At 50.8% G+C, this 15,470-nt stretch carries 19 protein-coding genes and 1 pseudogene; 6 read left to right on the top strand and 14 right to left on the bottom strand.

The window, feature by feature from the left end:
* Window positions 1–2 precede the first annotated feature (2 nt).
* The 11 genes and pseudogenes from IPK30_04795 to rfbB form a co-directional block, all read right to left on the bottom strand.
* Window positions 3–515 carry a hypothetical protein gene (locus IPK30_04795; protein ID MBK8102602.1) on the bottom strand — a complete coding sequence of 171 codons (513 nt, stop codon included), beginning with the start codon at window positions 513–515 and terminating at the stop codon, window positions 3–5.
* A gap of 26 nt (window positions 516–541) precedes the next feature.
* On the bottom strand, window positions 542–1,288 hold the full coding sequence (locus IPK30_04800; GenBank protein MBK8102603.1) for a hypothetical protein: 747 nt from the start codon (window positions 1,286–1,288) through the stop codon (window positions 542–544).
* 61 nt (window positions 1,289–1,349) lie between these two features.
* Window positions 1,350–2,030, bottom strand: a complete 681-nt coding sequence (locus IPK30_04805) for a hypothetical protein (GenBank protein ID MBK8102604.1) — start codon at window positions 2,028–2,030, stop codon at window positions 1,350–1,352.
* 36 nt (window positions 2,031–2,066) lie between these two features.
* On the bottom strand, window positions 2,067–3,416 hold the full coding sequence (locus tag IPK30_04810; protein MBK8102605.1) for an HlyD family type I secretion periplasmic adaptor subunit: 1,350 nt from the start codon (window positions 3,414–3,416) through the stop codon (window positions 2,067–2,069).
* A complete protein-coding gene (locus tag IPK30_04815) occupies window positions 3,413–5,602 on the bottom strand; it encodes a type I secretion system permease/ATPase (protein ID MBK8102606.1) in 2,190 nt (729 codons plus the stop codon). The genes IPK30_04810 and IPK30_04815 overlap by 4 nt, the downstream gene beginning before the upstream one ends.
* A 27-nt stretch (window positions 5,603–5,629) precedes the next feature.
* Window positions 5,630–6,175: a hypothetical protein gene (locus IPK30_04820; GenBank protein ID MBK8102607.1), complete on the bottom strand. Its 546-nt coding sequence runs from the start codon at window positions 6,173–6,175 to the stop codon at window positions 5,630–5,632.
* 280 nt (window positions 6,176–6,455) lie between these two features.
* Window positions 6,456–7,562, bottom strand: a complete 1,107-nt coding sequence (locus IPK30_04825; GenBank protein MBK8102608.1) for a Fic family protein — start codon at window positions 7,560–7,562, stop codon at window positions 6,456–6,458.
* Between the two features lie 84 nt (window positions 7,563–7,646).
* Window positions 7,647–8,517: pseudogene (gene rfbD / locus IPK30_04830) on the bottom strand (dTDP-4-dehydrorhamnose reductase).
* Between the two features lie 2 nt (window positions 8,518–8,519).
* The gene (gene rfbC, locus IPK30_04835) at window positions 8,520–9,107 is read right to left on the bottom strand and encodes a dTDP-4-dehydrorhamnose 3,5-epimerase (GenBank protein ID MBK8102609.1); all 588 of its coding nucleotides are present in this window, start codon (window positions 9,105–9,107) and stop codon (window positions 8,520–8,522) included.
* 2 nt (window positions 9,108–9,109) lie between these two features.
* Window positions 9,110–9,979 carry a glucose-1-phosphate thymidylyltransferase RfbA gene (gene rfbA, locus IPK30_04840; protein ID MBK8102610.1) on the bottom strand — a complete coding sequence of 290 codons (870 nt, stop codon included), beginning with the start codon at window positions 9,977–9,979 and terminating at the stop codon, window positions 9,110–9,112.
* Window positions 9,980–9,998: 19 nt separating this feature from the next.
* The gene (rfbB, locus tag IPK30_04845) at window positions 9,999–11,078 is read right to left on the bottom strand and encodes a dTDP-glucose 4,6-dehydratase (GenBank protein MBK8102611.1); all 1,080 of its coding nucleotides are present in this window, start codon (window positions 11,076–11,078) and stop codon (window positions 9,999–10,001) included.
* A gap of 204 nt (window positions 11,079–11,282) precedes the next feature.
* On the opposite strand from rfbB, the gene IPK30_04850 reads away from it, so the two are divergent.
* Window positions 11,283–11,690 carry a GtrA family protein gene (locus tag IPK30_04850; protein ID MBK8102612.1) on the top strand — a complete coding sequence of 136 codons (408 nt, stop codon included), beginning with the start codon at window positions 11,283–11,285 and terminating at the stop codon, window positions 11,688–11,690.
* Here the strand turns inward: IPK30_04850 and fur are convergent.
* A complete protein-coding gene (fur, locus tag IPK30_04855) occupies window positions 11,687–12,097 on the bottom strand; it encodes a ferric iron uptake transcriptional regulator (protein ID MBK8102613.1) in 411 nt (136 codons plus the stop codon). The genes IPK30_04850 and fur overlap by 4 nt on opposite strands.
* Window positions 12,098–12,171: 74 nt before the next feature.
* Between fur and IPK30_04860 the strand changes: the two genes are divergently transcribed.
* Complete coding sequence (locus IPK30_04860) at window positions 12,172–12,606, top strand: outer membrane protein assembly factor BamE (GenBank protein ID MBK8102614.1); 435 nt, start codon at window positions 12,172–12,174, stop codon at window positions 12,604–12,606.
* Here IPK30_04860 and IPK30_04865 read toward each other — a convergent pair.
* Both IPK30_04865 and IPK30_04870 read right to left on the bottom strand, forming a co-directional pair.
* Window positions 12,603–12,881 carry an RnfH family protein gene (locus tag IPK30_04865; protein MBK8102615.1) on the bottom strand — a complete coding sequence of 93 codons (279 nt, stop codon included), beginning with the start codon at window positions 12,879–12,881 and terminating at the stop codon, window positions 12,603–12,605. The two genes, IPK30_04860 and IPK30_04865, sit on opposite strands and share 4 nt — an antisense overlap.
* A gap of 8 nt (window positions 12,882–12,889) precedes the next feature.
* Window positions 12,890–13,336 (bottom strand): type II toxin-antitoxin system RatA family toxin, encoded by a 447-nt coding sequence (locus IPK30_04870; GenBank protein MBK8102616.1) that lies wholly within the window; start codon window positions 13,334–13,336, stop codon window positions 12,890–12,892.
* Window positions 13,337–13,413: 77 nt separating this feature from the next.
* On the opposite strand from IPK30_04870, the gene smpB reads away from it, so the two are divergent.
* From smpB to IPK30_04890, 4 genes are all read left to right on the top strand, one after another.
* A complete protein-coding gene (gene smpB / locus IPK30_04875) occupies window positions 13,414–13,887 on the top strand; it encodes an SsrA-binding protein SmpB (protein ID MBK8102617.1) in 474 nt (157 codons plus the stop codon).
* A 72-nt stretch (window positions 13,888–13,959) separates the two neighbouring features.
* Window positions 13,960–14,265 carry a hypothetical protein gene (locus IPK30_04880; protein ID MBK8102618.1) on the top strand — a complete coding sequence of 102 codons (306 nt, stop codon included), beginning with the start codon at window positions 13,960–13,962 and terminating at the stop codon, window positions 14,263–14,265.
* Entirely contained in the window at window positions 14,246–14,596 is a 351-nt protein-coding gene (locus tag IPK30_04885) for a hypothetical protein (protein ID MBK8102619.1), read from the top strand. Before IPK30_04880 ends, IPK30_04885 begins: the two co-directional genes overlap by 20 nt.
* Window positions 14,597–14,720: 124 nt before the next feature.
* Window positions 14,721–15,422 (top strand): PDZ domain-containing protein, encoded by a 702-nt coding sequence (locus tag IPK30_04890; GenBank protein MBK8102620.1) that lies wholly within the window; start codon window positions 14,721–14,723, stop codon window positions 15,420–15,422.
* Window positions 15,423–15,470: the final 48 nt, after the last annotated feature.

The raw sequence follows: 15,470 nt of genomic DNA on the forward strand, positions 1-15,470 counted from the left end.
ATCTATTCTCCTTTAGCTATAAAAATTTGTTTTTCAATGTCAAATCTAATAGTTTTTAAATCCGCACATCCAAAATGAGACGGATGTAGTATTCCAGTTGGAAAGTCACCTCCACCTCTTCCATAGTTGATCATCATGCCTAACGGCTTTCGATCACTTTTTCTAAACACCGTTGACTCATATCTATAAACGCTAGGAACCCCTTTATGAAGTAAAATATCCTTGTATTCCGAATAATACGGATAGTCATGCTTAGTCAATTTTTCAACAGACAAAGGTATTTGTCCGTACTGATTTCCACCAAGATTTTTAAATTCATTTTTAGTTAATTCAACCTTCTCAAACACCACCACCCCGCCATCTTTCTCACACCACTCCCTGACTTTGCTATCCCAATAAGCCTTGTTAACCTCGCAGTACACCAAATAAAGCAACGCCACAACCAGTGCCGCGCCCAACAATAGGAATGGCGCTGCAATAATCCCATTGATTATTTTCTGTGCTCTATTGTTCATACTCTACGAAAATTCCTACATTTTTGTTAATACGATTTGCACAATTCAATAAACCACTGTTGATCCAGTGTCCTCAAGAAGCACTGTCCATTTTCCCAGTTATCTGGGTAACGATCTAAAGACTCTTTCATCTCCATATACTTCTGTTCGTTGTATCGGCTTTTTGATGACACAACTGGATACCATAACTTTCCTCCTTCTACTTTCGGTATCTGAGGAATATGTAGGTAATATTTGCTTACCTGCGCCCTCTCACGAAAAGAATGCGATCGCGCGTGGTTCGGAACAACCAAGACACCATCCAAACTGTGATTTTTAATTGTATTGATCTCACCACTTCTAATTGATGCCATATGCCTTTCGGCGGCCTCAACTGAATATGGATTATCAAACCATGTCATAGCAGACTCTGATGTCAGCCTCCAAACATCCAATCTCTTTTTGATTTCTTTAATGTTTGCGGTAGCATCCCAAAACGTTGACGGATCTGCCGTGGAATTCTCTGCTCGGTACGCCTTCACCAAAGCATCGAAATCTGCCCTGTTTTTATGGAAATGCTCCTCCATGTATTCATCACTAGGAAGAGGTAGCACATTGAACTGTCGCCAAATATACGGCAATGGCATTACATACCAAATAATCACAGCCGCCCAAGACCACCGTTTTACATATATGGATTTTCTTGCTAGCTTTTTTACAACGAAATAAATAGCGCCGGCTAAAAGTAGATTAATAACCCCGCCAACTAATAGCACAAGTGATGATGCTTCCATAAAGAGCTTCCTTCTAATACACAGATGGAGTATTAAAAATTATTATTCAGATTGTCTCGTGTTAATCTGTTAGCACATCAACTTCTTCTATCGTCAATCTTTCTTCTTCCGATATTTTTCTCACTTTTTCCATAACGGCATCTGTGGCATTTATAGTTTCTCCATGTTTTGCAAAGAGGATGTCGTCCTTGCCATCATTTATAACCAGATCTATCGCTGTTTCTTTGGCATAGGATGAAATGGCAATTCCTATAGCACTTTTTGTTTTAGCTCTTATAGCCTGTTCTATTTTTCTTTGATAATTTGCAACTTCTTTAGCTGTATTAATTTTTGTTTTTACTGCCATAACTTCAGGTATACCATCTATAGTGGCAATACACTTCATATCATAGTTACTTGCACACATGCTTCCACGATAACGATGGCAGTAGCTATCCATATTGCTCTCTAAATTGGCGCGGAACTCCGGCTTCATGCAATCTCGCTCTGCCAACATTCTGGCGGAATTCATTTCTTCTTCTAGCGCTCTCATCTGGTCGCGAGATACACCTTCGCCAAACTTCTGCTTTAACAGATCCGCGTTTTTTTGCTTGGCTAACAAAATATACTCAGATTCCAAGCTGCTGCGATCAACTATTGCCCACCGCAATGGAGCACGACCAAAAAATTTTGCCGCCTCATCACGGCAGCCTGCTAAAGCTGCCACCAATAACAAAATCACGAATACTGCTCTATTTTTCATACATCTCTCCTTGTATTGATTGCTAAATGTTTATTGCTACCGCTCACGAACACTCTCCTGCAAATGCTGCTGCAGCGGCGCGAGAAAATACTCGATGATGCGGCGCTGGCCGATAATAATTTCTGCCGTTACCTGCATGCCTGGCAGCAGTTTTTCTTCTCTGCCGTCTACCCAAATGCTGTTGCGCGCCATGCGCAAACTCATGCTGTACAACAGGCCGCCTTTTTCGCGCGCTGTTTTTTCATCTTGTACGGCATCTTCGGCAATGCGCGTGACGCTGGCTTGCAGTGTGCCGTATTTGGTGAAAGGGAAGGTGTTGATTTTGATAACCGCCGCCGCGTGTTGCCGCACAAAACCGATGTCTTTGTTGGGCAGCCACGCCTCCACTTCCAGCGGCGCATCTTCCGGCACGATCACCATCAGCTGCTGCGCCTCTAACACCACGCCGCCCACGGTGTGCACTGCGAGATCTTTCACTTGGCCGTCCATCGGCGCGTACAGCACTTGTTTGTCATCAATGTCACTGGCGCGCGTCAGTTGTTTACGCAAACTTTCTGTTTCGCGTTCACTTTCCGCGATGGCCGTCAAAGTTTTTGCGCGGGTCTGCGCCGTGAGTGCCGCCATAGTTTGTTCCGTTTCCAACACCGCCGCCGCCAATTGCGTATCGCGCGCGACCGCTGCCGCTAAATCTTGCTGCTGATTAATGCGCGTTTCTTCTTGCAACAAATACTGATCTCTCGCTACCAATTTCTGCTCTGCCAAGCGCTGCATATTCTGTGCGCGCTGTGTGTTGATGGGCAGGGTCGCGCGCAATTTTTGTATCACTTCGCGATTGGCCTGCTTTTCTGCCTTGCGATTCTCATGCTGGTTTTGCAAGGCAGCCAACTGCGCGCGGTATTGCTGCCACTCTTGCTCAACCAGCGCATTTTGCAAATTCTGCAAGGCCGGTTCGCTGCTGTTGCCGTCTAATTTTTGCAGCAGTGCGCGACTGCGCGCCAATATCTCCTCCAAGCGCTGCAACTCATTGCTCACGCGGCTGCGCTCAGCGCCAGTGCTGGTTCTATCCAACTCCAACAACACATCACCAGCTTGCACGCGTTGCCCTTCACGCACAAATAAATTTTTCACCACGCCTTTTTCTAGCGGCTGTATCTGCTGAATACGCGAGGAGGGAATGATTTTGCCTTCGGCGATGGCAACCACATCCACTTTGCCCAACACCGCCCAACAAACAGCCATGAGAAAAAAACCAATTATGCAGTAGGCAAACCAACGCGCCAGCGGGTGTGGTGGCGTGTGTTCAATTTCCACCGCCGCCGGCAAAAAAGCCAAACGCGCAGTTTCCTCATCATCTAGCGCCCAGTGTTTTCTCAACCACTCTCTCATGCGCGCTGCACCGCGCTGCGTTTGTCCGGCGCGTGCATAGTGCGCAAGGGAATCACTTCGGTTTGATAGCGGTGCATTTGCGCATAAACCCCGCGCTGTTGTAGCAGCTGTTCATGCGTGCCCTGTTCAATCACGCTGCCCTTATCCATCACCAAAATGCGATCACAACCCTGCACGGTGGATAAGCGATGCGCGATGATAAACACCGTGCGGTTTTTGCAAATCGCCGCCATATTCGCCTGAATCACGCGCTCAGATTCCACATCCAAGGCGCTGGTGGCTTCATCAAAAATTAAAATGCGCGGTTGATTGATCAAAGCGCGCGCGATGGCAATACGCTGCTGTTGCCCGCCAGATAAATTGCTGCCCTGCTCTTCTACCACTGTGTCGTAGGCCTGCGGCAGCGCGGAAATAAAATCGTGCGCGCCGGCTAATTGTGCGGCGCGTATCACCCACTCCATAGGCATGGCAGGATTAGTGAGCGCGATGTTTTCACGAATGCTGCGATTGAATAAAAAACTGTTTTGTAACACCACGCCGATATGACGGCGCAGCCACGCGGTATCCACTGTAACGAGATCCACGCCGTCTACGCGTATGCGCCCCGCTTCCGGCACATACAAGCGCTGCAACAATTTCGCCAGCGTACTTTTACCAGAACCCGAGCGCCCGACAATGCCAATAATTTCTCCCGGGTGCGCGTGCAAATTGAAATCATCCATCACCAAGGGCGCATCGTGACGATAGCGAAAACGCACGCGCTCAAATTGCACCGCACCTTGCAACTGCGGCAGCACACTACGATTAGGATTGAAGCCTGCTTCGCGCGGCGTGTTGAGAATATCGCCCAAGCGTTCCAGCGAAATTTTTGCCTGCTGAAAATCTTGCGCCAACTGCACCAGTTTCAAAATAGGCCCGCTGATTCTGCCTGCCAGCATATTGAACGCCACCAATTGTCCTACGCTCAATTCGCCGCGCATCACTAACTGCGCGCCCCACCACAGTATGCCCAAGGTCATTAATTTATTGATAAAGCCTGCGGCCTGCCCTGCGATATTGCCCATGTGTTGCGCGCGAAAACTGCTGCTGACATAACTAGCGAGATTGTCTTCCCAGCGCCGCTGCAGTGCCGGTTCCAGCGCCAAACTTTTTACTGTTTCCGCACCGCTGATCGACTCCACCAAAAAACTTTGATTGGCCGCACCGTGTTTAAATTTTTCATCCAAGCGCTCGCGCAGCAACGGCGTAATCAGCAGTGACAGCAACACATACGCAGGTAAAGTGAGCAGCACCACCACACTGAGCGAAACGCTGTAGTACAGCAGCACGCCGATAAACACCACGGTGAACAACACATCAATGCACAGCGTGAGCGCCGAGCCGGTGATAAAACTGCGTATGTTTTCCAACTCGCGCACACGCGCCACACTCTGCCCCACTGCGCGCGACTGAAAATACGCCAGCGGCAAGGCCAATAAATGTTTGTACAGCGCACTGCCCAGTTGCACATCCATGCGGTTGGTGGTGTGCGCAAACACATAGGTGCGTATGCCACCCAGCAGCACCTCAAACACGGCGACCGCCAGAAAACCGACAGCCAGCACATCCAGCGTTTTCATGCCGTGGTGCACCAACACTTTGTCCATCACCACTTGAAAAAACAGCGGCGTGAGCAGCGCAAAAATCTGCAAGAAAAAACTGATGGCGATAATTTCTACCCACATTTTTTTGTATTTGCGCAGCACCGGAATAAACCAGCGGATATCAAATTGCTGATGCACGCCTTCCACTAACGATTGACGGCGACTCAGCAGCAGTAACTCGCCGCTCCACTGCTGCAGAAATGCTTCCTCCGTCAGCACCGCTGGCTGCGGCAGGCGCAGATCATGCAGCAGCACTTGTTGCGCATGGCGACGCGCTAAGACTTGATACGAACCGTCATTATTTTTTGCAATCGCGGGCAACAGCGCGGCATCCGGCAACTGTTTGCCACCGCGCCGATTCAGGTTCAACTGTTGATAGCGCAGCCCCAAATTTTTCGCAGCGCGCTGTATGTCAGTGCTGTTCAGCAAGTGCTCGCCGCCGTACTCGCGCGCTAACTGTGCGGCATCCACCGGCAGCTGGTGAAAGCGGCACAGCGCCACCAAGCACAGCAGTCCGGAGTCTTGCACGGCTGATTGTTCCATGGGCAAAAATTCCAGCGCAATACGGCGCTACCACTTGCCCACAAAATCAATTTTGCCGTTAATTTTTCTGGCCTTGCAGGCCTGCACATCACCACTGTCTGTGCAGCGTTTGATTTCATAACCGGAAACAGCGGCGCGCAACACTGCGCGCCCGCCAGTGCTGGTAGTGATGCGCGTGAGCGTTGAAGCTGTATTCGCTTGCAGATGCGCGATCTCACAGCGCACACCGTTGCGCGTCAAAAAAGTTTTCAACTGTTCGCCTGCGAGATCAATAAAATCAATGCTGTGCTGTTTGTTCGTGGCGAAATCTTTTTTATCCAGCACCGCTACTTCTTTGGTGCGCAGCGCAATCAAATGCCCGGATGCGGTGACGATACCCCAGCCCAATGGGTTGTGGTCATCGTCGCTGATATCGGCGATATAGGCTTCGGTTTTTATTTTGGGAATCGCGCAAGCGCCGGTAACTTCCAGCGTCAGCACACCGGCAACCGCGTGTTCCAAGTAATAGGCATTCGCGTGCGGCACCGTAAACAACGCACACAGCAATGAGCTCAACAGAATGATTTTTTTCATACACAATTCCTTTTGTCGATGAGGGTTCCTTCAAGCTCTTCGGATTCCTATCCGCAAGCGGGGCGCGATTCTACTCTAAGAACGCGAGAAGCTGTCAACTTTTTGTAATTGGGGGCCAGAGTAGCATTAAGCCCAACACCGGAACGAGCGTGCCGCCCTCGGCTTACTTCAATATCACCATGATATGGCTGTCGGTAAACTTCGATGTGGGTATGTAGATCCTCCTCGGGGCATGTTACGGGAATTTTCTACCTATGAAGACGGTGGTTTTTAGGGGGGATTACCACTCCGCCAATACATAGGCCGTACTTCTACCGCCACTCGCACTCTGCACAAGTACGCCGCAATCAAGCAATATTTTTATATCTCTTAATGCCGTATCCGCTGAGCACTTGGCCAATTTTGCATATTTGGATGAAGTCAGTTTCCCTTCAAAATTATCCAGCAGGCGATTGATAATATTTCTCTGCCTGTCATTCACCACACAGGTATTGTTAATCTGGTTCCAGATTCTTGCTTTGCGCAACACAAACAAGAGTTGCTTGTCGGTATCCGCAATCGCGCGCGCCAAACAGCCCAAAAACCATTCCAACCAAGCCGTTATATCGGTGCCGCCTTTTTGGCTCTGCTCTAACGCCAAGTAATAATCATTTTTTTCCGCTTCTATGCGCGCCGACATACTGTAGAAACGCTCTTGGGTGCCATCTGCCCGCGCTAAAGCCATATCAGCAATGGCGCGACTTATACGCCCATTGCCATCTTCAAAAGGATGCAGGGTGATAAACCAGAAATGCGCAATGCCCGCTTTTAATACCGGGTCCAGATCATCAGTTTTTTCAAACCACTCTAAAAAAAGCGCGACTTCTGCATCCAGTTTTACCGCAGCCGGTGCCGCAAAGTGAACGCGCTCCCTGCCTATGGGGCCAGAAACCACCTGCATGGGATCATTCTCCGGCTTGCGCCACGCGCCTACCGTGATTTTTCTCATCCCACTTCTGCCGGTGGGAAATAAAGCGGCATGCCACGCGTACAGGCGCTCTTTATGCAGGGGCTGGCGAAATTGCTGCGTGGCGTCGAGCATCATCTCAACTACGCCTTCCACCGCGCGGCTGGCTGGAATGATGCCAGCCACTTCCATGCCCAAATGTCGCGCAACAGAAGACCGCACCTGAGCGGCATCCAGCACCTCCCCTTCTATGGCACTGGACTTGAGCACATCGGACGTCAAGGTGACCAAACTGGCTTCCGCGCGCAGCGCAAACCCCATCTCCTCCATGCGCCCCAGCAACCGTCCCTGCTGGTGCCGCAGTGCTGTGACCAGAGGCAATAATTTGGCTGCATCCCAGCTCAAGGCCGGCCATTCCGCTCTTTCATGGATATAGGTCATATAATCACCGCATGTTTTGCGGAGATTATGGTGGTTAATCGCCGCAGCGACAACTGGCCACAGCGAGGCGCAAACCGTTACTGCTCAGGCTTGCAACAACAACTCCACGCCACTCTGCCACTGCGAAGGCATCACACCCAGCGCGTGTTGCAGCTTGCTGCCATCCAACACCGAGTTCATCGGCCGCGCGGCGGCCACCGGATATTCATGTGTGGCAATCGCAATAATATTTGGTTTTTTTTCTAGCACACCCACGGCGTGTGCGCGTTCAATAATGTGTAGCGAAGGCGTGCCAAGTGCAGGCTGGCACACCGGCGTAGTGATAAATGCCGCCCGCTAATTTATTTTCTAGCATGGCTTGTGCAGCTTTTACCAAAGTCATTGCAATATCGGCCGCGTGCGTGGGGCAACCGTGTTGATCGCCCACTACGCGCAACTCATCGCGCTCGCGCGCTAAACGCAACATGGTTTTGGGGAAGTTGTTGCCGTAGCGACCAAACACCCAACTGGTGCGCAGCACCAAGACGTGGCTGCACATTTCCAACACTTGTTCTTCGCCGATGCGTTTGCTGTGGCCATACACCGAACGCGGCTCGCAGGCATCGTCTTCCGTCCAACTTTTACCGATGGCTTTATCGCCAGAAAAAACATAATCGGTGGAAATATGCAGCAGCGGAATTCCACAACGCTCGGCAGCCGCCGCTAAATTACCCGCACCGGTGGCGTTGATGGCAAATGCGGCATCTGGCTCACTTTCTGCGCGATCGACTGCCGTGTACGCCGCCGCATTGATCAACGCTTGCGGCTGATATTTTTTTAGCGCGGCATCAATACTCGCGGTATTGGTAATGTCCAACTCAGCGCGCGCACAGCGAATCAATTCCACATTGGGCTGCGCGATATCGGCAAACTCTCTGCCAACCTGCCCTTCACCGCCGGCAATTAACAGGCGCACACTCATATCTCATCCATGCGTCTTTTGTGTTCGGGGAAATGCGCTGGCTGTTTTTTTAATTGCTCGGCCAAGGCGCGCAGTGTGGGCAGGTTTTTATCTTTGTCTGACAACTGTGGTTCCGCTATCGGCCAAGCGACGGCGATATCGGCATCATTCCACAACACACCAATTTCATCGCCGGGTTGATAATAGTCTGTGCATTTGTAGAGAAAATCTGCGGTTTCAGACAGCACACAAAAACCGTGCGCATAGCCAGGGGGGATGTACAGTTGGCGGTGATTCTCGTCGCTCAATTCCACCGCCACATGTTTGCCAAAGGTAGGCGAAGCGGGGTTGATATCGGCGGCTACATCAAACACTGCGCCGCGTGAAACGCGTACCAATTTCCCTTGCGGCTGCAAACGCTGTGCGTGCAGGCCGCGCAATACGCCGCGTGTAGAGCGCGAGTGGTTGTCTTGCACAAATGTTGGGATGCCGATGTTGTTGTAGCTGTCTTCGCGCCAAGTTTCCTGAAAAAACCCGCGGCTGTCGCCGTGCACTTTCGGCTCCAGAATTAACACGCCAGGCAAAACGGTTTCGATGACTTTCATCATCAATCTGTCCTCAACAAATCCAGCAAGTATTCGCCGTAGCCGCTTTTCTTCAGCGGCTCCGCCAGTGTGCGCAACTGTGTATCGTTGATCCATTTTTGGCGCCACGCCACTTCTTCGGGGCTGGCCATTTTCAAGCCTTGGCGGTGTTCAATGGTTTGTACAAATTGCGAGGCTTCCAACAAGGAATCGTGCGTGCCGGTATCCAACCACGCCGTGCCACGCCCCATGATCTCCACGCGCAAACTGCCGTTGTGCAAATAAATATTGTTGAGATCGGTAATTTCTAATTCACCGCGCGCCGAAGGTTTAATCGACTGCGCGTGTTTCACCACTTGGTTGTCATAAAAATACAAACCCGTCACCGCGTAGCGCGATTTAGGTTTAGCGGGTTTTTCTTCCAGACTGATGGCTTTGCCGTCTTGATCAAACTCCACCACGCCAAAACGCTCTGGGTCTTTCACTTGATAGGCAAACACCGTGGCACCGCTCTGCTGCGTGGCGGCCTGCTGCAAATTGCGTGAGAAATGTTCGCCAAAAAACAAGTTGTCGCCCAACACCAGCGCGCAGGCATCATCGCCAATAAACTCTTTGCCGATTAAAAATGCTTGCGCCAAACCATCGGGACTGGGCTGCACGGCGTACTGCAAGGAGATGCCCCAGCGCGCGCCATCGCCGAGCAGTTCTTGAAAACGCGGTGTGTCTTGCGGTGTAGAGATCACCAAAATATCTTTGATACCCGCCAGCATTAAAGTTGTCAGTGGGTAGTAAATCATCGGCTTGTCGTAAATCGGCAATAACTGTTTGGAAATTGCCAAGGTCACTGGATGTAAACGCGTACCGGAACCGCCCGCTAAAATAATGCCTTTCATGTTTTTGTCTCCTACAAAACTATTCGCCTAAACCCAAACGCTGCATTTGATAACTGCCGTCCAATACATGCTGCCACCACGCGGCATTATCCAAATACCAGCGCACAGTTTTGCGTATGCCACTGTCAAAAGTTTCTTCCGGTTGCCAACCCAATTCTCGCTGAATTTTGCTGGCATCAATGGCGTAGCGCACATCGTGGCCAGGGCGATCTGCCACATGGGTAATTAAATCGCGGTAGTGCGCCACGCCCGCTGGTTTTTCGGGGCGCATTTCTTCTAGCAGCGCGCAAATGGTTTGCACCACTTCGATATTTTGTTTTTCATTGTGACCACCGATGTTGTAGGTTTCGCCGATCACACCCTCTTTTGCCACTTTGTACAGCGCGCGTGCGTGATCGTCGACAAATAACCAATCGCGCACTTGATTGCCTTTGCCGTAAATCGGCAGCGGCTTGCCGGCGAGCGCATTCAAAATCACTAGCGGAATTAATTTTTCTGGGAAGTGATACGGGCCGTAATTGTTAGAGCAATTGGTGACAACGGTAGGCAGGCCGTAGGTTTCATGCCAAGCGCGCACCAAGTGATCGGAAGAGGCTTTGCTAGCGGAGTAAGGTGAGTTGGGCGAGTATGGCGTCTCTTCGGTGAACAAGCCGGTGGCACCGAGCGCGCCGTACACTTCATCGGTAGAGATGTGGTGAAAGCGAAACGCTGATTTTTTTTCTGCGTCTAGAGACAACCAAAACTGACGCGCCGCTTCCAACAAAGTGTAAGTGCCAACAATATTGGTTTCGATAAACGCGGCTGGCCCATCAATGGAGCGATCGACATGCGATTCCGCCGCCAAGTGCATCACGATCTGCGGTGCAAACTCGGCAAACACCGCATCCACAGCAGCGCGATCGCAAATATCCACTTGGCGAAAATGATAGCGCGACGAATCTGCTACAGCCGTCAGTGATTCCAGATTACCTGCGTAGGTCAATTTATCGACATTGATCACCGTATCTTGCGTGTTTGCAATGATGTGGCGCACCACGGCCGAACCAATAAAGCCTGCGCCGCCGGTTACTAAAATATTCACGGAATTTCTCTCCTTCATGAGCGCCAGCTGGCGCTGCGCATAGATCTGGCAACAAGCCTTCAATTATGGCATTTCAGCCTTGGGCTGTCAGCCGCAGGCATTACCCGTTAAGCTGCTCACCGTCTTTCAGCGCCAGTTTCAGCGATGCAAAATCCACCGCCACAGCCTCGTTTTTCATTCACGCCAACGACAGTAGCCGAGTGGCTGCAGAAGCATGAATTTTTGCGATTTCTGGTCACCGGCACGATCAACACCGGTGCCTCGTGGGTGGTGTATTTAGTCGTCCGCCATCTCTTGGTTGCGCTACAGGTGCCACCCATCACGCTGACCACGAACCTTGCCATCGGCACTGACAAACTCGCCTTCACCGTTGCCTATGTGTTTGGTGTGGTGTTCACCTACTACATGAACTCGCGTTGGGTGTTTCGCGTGCAGATGAGCTGGCGCAGTTTTCTGCAATTTCCATCGGTGTATGTGGTGCAGTACAGCGTGGGCATTGTGTTAATGCATTTGCTGGTAGACCGTCTCGCCTTCCCCGTGGATTTCGCGCCACTGGCGGTTATTGTGTTGACGATGCCGGTGACTTTTGTGCTGTCACGCTTTGTATTGAAGCGTCATCCGGCGCGTTAAGCTTTTGGCCTGACATACAGCACCAAACTGTGCCCCACCAACTCAAAGCCGTGCGCTTCTGCCACTTCTTTTTGTAAGCGTTCGATTTCTTCGTTGTGAAACTCGACCACGGCACCGGTTTCTGAGCAGACCATATGGTCGTGGTGTTCGTCGCCGCGATGCAGTTCAAACACTGCATAACCACCGTCAAAATTGTGGCGCGTCACCAAGCCCGCGGTTTCAAATTGCGTCAGTACGCGGTAGACCGTGGCTAAACCCACATCTTCACCACTTTCCAACAAGTTCTTGTACACATCTTCCGCGCTAAAGTGACGCTGGTCATTGTTCTCCAACATCTGCAAAATTTTGATGCGTGGCACCGTGACTTTGAGCCCTGCCTTGCGCAATTCCTGATTCTCGCCTGCCATGTCCCGCCCCTTCTAGCGCTTCCGACTATCGGGTATTATCGCCGCTCGCTGCAATCAGTGGAACCTTGCCACCCATGCCCGTTTTGTTACGCCATACCCTGACACGCCTGCTGCTGCCCTGTTTGTTGGCACTGTCTGTTGCAGCCTGCTCGTTCCCCGGCGTTTATCACTTGACCGTGCAGCAAGGCAATGTCGTTACCCAAGATATGGTCAACCAACTACAACCAGGCATGGACAAGCGCCAAGTGCGCTTTATTTTAGGTACGCCGCTGTTGATCGACAGCTTCGAAGACAATCGCTGGGATTATTTCTACTCGCTGAAGAACGGCAACAACGAATACTCACGCGAACGCTTGACGCTGTATTTCACCGAAGATGTATTGACCAATATGCAGGGCAACTTCCGCCCAGAACAGGCCACAGCAGCCGTCAACCCAACGGACGCACAGCCTGATGAGCCAGAAGAAGAGGAAGACGAAGATTGGGATATCAGCAAGTGGTGGGATTAAACCCGCACTTTAGCGGCGCGCTGCCGCCGCGCTTCTTTCGGATCTAGCAACAGCGGGCGATACAGCTCCACCCTGTCACCCTCCGCCAACACATAGTCATCGCTCACCAACTGGCTATAGATGCCTAGCGCGAGGCTCGCCATCTCAAGCGCGGGAAATTCTGCCGCCATCTCTGAGCGCTCTACCGCTTCTCGCGCCGTACAACCCACAGGCACCGCCAAGGCTTTCACCACCTGCTGCTCCGGCAGGGCGCAGGCCACTTCTATATTTATCATCGCTGCGCTCATGCTGTTGCTCCCAGTTGGCTGTGCGCGCGACGGCACAAGGCATCCACCAAATTCACCGCCACGCTCTCGAACAATTTGCCGGCGGCGAGACTGGCGAGCTTGCCGTCCAACTCGAAACGCAAATCCAGCGACACCTTGCAGGCCTCCGGCGCCAGCGCCAGAAATTGCCAGCGGCCTGAGAGCGCGGTGAAAGGGCCTTCTAACAATTCCATGTCGATACTCTGCGGCCGCTGCAAACGATTGCGCGTGGCAAAGGCCTGCGTGATGCCCGCGCGACTCAGTTCCAACCTTGCCTCCACAATTTCTGGCGTGGATAACAGCACCGTCGCCGCCACGCAGCCGTCCATGTACTGCGGATACGCAGCAATATCGTTGACGAGATCAAACAACTGTTCCGCGGCATACGGCAGCAGGGCTGTTTTGGCGATGCGAGTGACGGGCATAACAAATCCGCGAAATCATGTTGCGAGTGACGCGCTCATTCTAACGAACCGCAGCATCCTGCACCTATAATGCCGCCATGAAAAAAGCAAACAGCAAAGACAACGGCGGCACCATCGCGCTCAACAAAAAAGCGCGCCACGACTATTTCATTCAGGATCGCTACGAAGCCGGCATCGCTCTGCAAGGCTGGGAAGTGAAGAGCCTGCGCGCGGGCAAATGCCAACTCGTGGATTCTTATGTGCTGCTGAAAGGCGGCGAGGCATTTTTGCTCGGCGCGCACATCTCGCCGCTGCAAAGTGTCTCCACCCACTTCGTCACCGATCCGGCACGCACGCGCAAATTGTTGTTAAAAGATCGCGAGCTGGCGGATATTTTTGCCGCCGTGCAGCAGAAAGGTCACACCTGTGTCTGCACCGCGATGTACTGGAAACGCCATCTGGTGAAATGTGAAATCGCACTTGCCAAAGGCAAAGCGGAACACGACAAGCGCGAAGTCGAAAAAGAAAAAGATTGGCAGCGTGAAAAACAGCGCTTGATGGCGGCGCAGTAGGCGGGCATTTCGCCTCGCCTATAGGGAAATCACAACTGTTGTCTTGTTGACAACAAACAGGGATGTTGTAGCATGAACAACACAAGAGTGCTGCCGCTGTTTAACGAGCGGATACGTTATTTTGAAACCGCTTTCGCACAAATTGTCGTGTGGCAATTATTGCATCCATTGCGCGGCAGCCAGCATTGCTACAAATACCGACTCGCTTATGTCGTCAATGAAACTTGCGTGTTGCGTTATGACAACGAAAGCGGGAAAGGCGATCACCGTCATTACGGTACAACAGAAACAGATTATGTATTTACAGAGTTGGCGCAGCTATTGGCCGACTTTGCAGCAGATATAGCGAGGTGGAACCATGAAAACAATCTTGTTTGAAGTTGCCACACCAGCCACGGCCATGCACAACCTCATCCGTGCTGCCAAATCCAACACTGGGCAGCGTCAGGCGCGCATCACTTTTCCTTCCGCCGCAGACATGGCACGCATTCTGACGCCAACACGCTGGACTATTGTTGAAACCTTAACCGGCAACGAACCACTGGGCGTGCGCGAACTGGCAAGGCGCACCGCGCGCGATGTAAAAGGCGTTCACACAGATGCCAATGCACTCGTCGCCGCTGGCATTATTGATCGCACAGCAGATGGAAAATATTCATTTCCATTTAACAAAGTCAAAGTACGATTTGAGCTGCATGCCGCTGCTTGATACTATCAACGCGCGCAGCATGAACCAAAATATGGCGCACATAGTAAATAATGCACCGTATAAATACAGTTACATTTTCTCTTGAAGAGGGGAGAGTCGCACGAGAACAAGATATTTATTACTGATGCTCGTCGTTATTATTTCTGGCCGCGCAAATCCTTATACAAAGTTTTATACAGATTGGACAAAAGACATCACGCTACAAAATATTGAGCCATTGGTTGGCGATCCGCAATTAACAAGGGGAACAGACCAAAAGAAGGACTTTGAAAATATGGCTGAAAATGGGTATGTCATGCTCGGATATACATCATTTAGTGGCGCCGATGTAGATGAGGAAGATGCAATAAAACAAGCAAAGAAAATTAATGCATCAAAGGCAATAGTGTACAAAACCTATACGAATAGCGTATCTGGTACAACACGAATAACAACACCAACAACTCAAACATCAAGAACAAACTTAAGTGGCAGTGTATACGGTGGCGCAGGTTATGCGGCATATAGCGGCACAGGCACTACAACAACCTATGGATCAAGAACCACATATGTTCCTTACACTATAGACAGATACGACTATTTTGCTTCTTATTGGGCCAGGGCTAAAAAATTCAGGTTAGGAACTTATGTAACTGACCTTGATGCAGATAAACGAGCAGAAATTAAAAGCAATAAGGGCGTAGTTATTAGTGCTGTAGTGAAAGGCAGCCCTGCATATAACGCTGATATTTTTAAAGGAGATATACTCAAAAAAATTGGCGATGTAGACATTTATGATACAGAAAAATACACGCAGGCAATTGATAAATATGGTAATCCCCCCTAAAAACCACCGGCTTCAAAAGTAGAAAATTCTCGTAACATGACCCGAGGA

The sequence above is a fragment of the Cellvibrionales bacterium genome, from assembly GCA_016713115.1.
In the GTDB taxonomy this organism is placed as follows: Bacteria; Pseudomonadota; Gammaproteobacteria; order Pseudomonadales; family UBA7239; genus UBA7239.

What these genes read in the sequence shown, in the direction of transcription:
- IPK30_04795 (MBK8102602.1), bottom strand. Translation starts at nt 515, where the DNA reads ATGAACAATAGAGCACAGAAAATAATCAATGGGATTATTGCAGCGCCA.
- IPK30_04800 (MBK8102603.1), bottom strand. Translation starts at nt 1,288, where the DNA reads ATGGAAGCATCATCACTTGTGCTATTAGTTGGCGGGGTTATTAATCTA.
- IPK30_04805 (MBK8102604.1), bottom strand. Translation starts at nt 2,030, where the DNA reads ATGAAAAATAGAGCAGTATTCGTGATTTTGTTATTGGTGGCAGCTTTA.
- IPK30_04810 (MBK8102605.1), bottom strand. Translation starts at nt 3,416, where the DNA reads ATGAGAGAGTGGTTGAGAAAACACTGGGCGCTAGATGATGAGGAAACT.
- IPK30_04815 (MBK8102606.1), bottom strand. Translation starts at nt 5,602, where the DNA reads ATGGAACAATCAGCCGTGCAAGACTCCGGACTGCTGTGCTTGGTGGCG.
- IPK30_04820 (MBK8102607.1), bottom strand. Translation starts at nt 6,175, where the DNA reads ATGAAAAAAATCATTCTGTTGAGCTCATTGCTGTGTGCGTTGTTTACG.
- IPK30_04825 (MBK8102608.1), bottom strand. Translation starts at nt 7,562, where the DNA reads ATGACCTATATCCATGAAAGAGCGGAATGGCCGGCCTTGAGCTGGGAT.
- rfbC (MBK8102609.1), bottom strand. Translation starts at nt 9,107, where the DNA reads ATGAAAGTCATCGAAACCGTTTTGCCTGGCGTGTTAATTCTGGAGCCG.
- rfbA (MBK8102610.1), bottom strand. Translation starts at nt 9,979, where the DNA reads ATGAAAGGCATTATTTTAGCGGGCGGTTCCGGTACGCGTTTACATCCA.
- rfbB (MBK8102611.1), bottom strand. Translation starts at nt 11,078, where the DNA reads ATGAAGGAGAGAAATTCCGTGAATATTTTAGTAACCGGCGGCGCAGGC.
- fur (MBK8102613.1), bottom strand. Translation starts at nt 12,097, where the DNA reads ATGGCAGGCGAGAATCAGGAATTGCGCAAGGCAGGGCTCAAAGTCACG.
- IPK30_04860 (MBK8102614.1), top strand. Translation starts at nt 12,172, where the DNA reads ATGCCCGTTTTGTTACGCCATACCCTGACACGCCTGCTGCTGCCCTGT.
- IPK30_04865 (MBK8102615.1), bottom strand. Translation starts at nt 12,881, where the DNA reads ATGATAAATATAGAAGTGGCCTGCGCCCTGCCGGAGCAGCAGGTGGTG.
- IPK30_04870 (MBK8102616.1), bottom strand. Translation starts at nt 13,336, where the DNA reads ATGCCCGTCACTCGCATCGCCAAAACAGCCCTGCTGCCGTATGCCGCG.
- smpB (MBK8102617.1), top strand. Translation starts at nt 13,414, where the DNA reads ATGAAAAAAGCAAACAGCAAAGACAACGGCGGCACCATCGCGCTCAAC.
- IPK30_04880 (MBK8102618.1), top strand. Translation starts at nt 13,960, where the DNA reads ATGAACAACACAAGAGTGCTGCCGCTGTTTAACGAGCGGATACGTTAT.
- IPK30_04885 (MBK8102619.1), top strand. Translation starts at nt 14,246, where the DNA reads ATGAAAACAATCTTGTTTGAAGTTGCCACACCAGCCACGGCCATGCAC.
- IPK30_04890 (MBK8102620.1), top strand. Translation starts at nt 14,721, where the DNA reads ATGCTCGTCGTTATTATTTCTGGCCGCGCAAATCCTTATACAAAGTTT.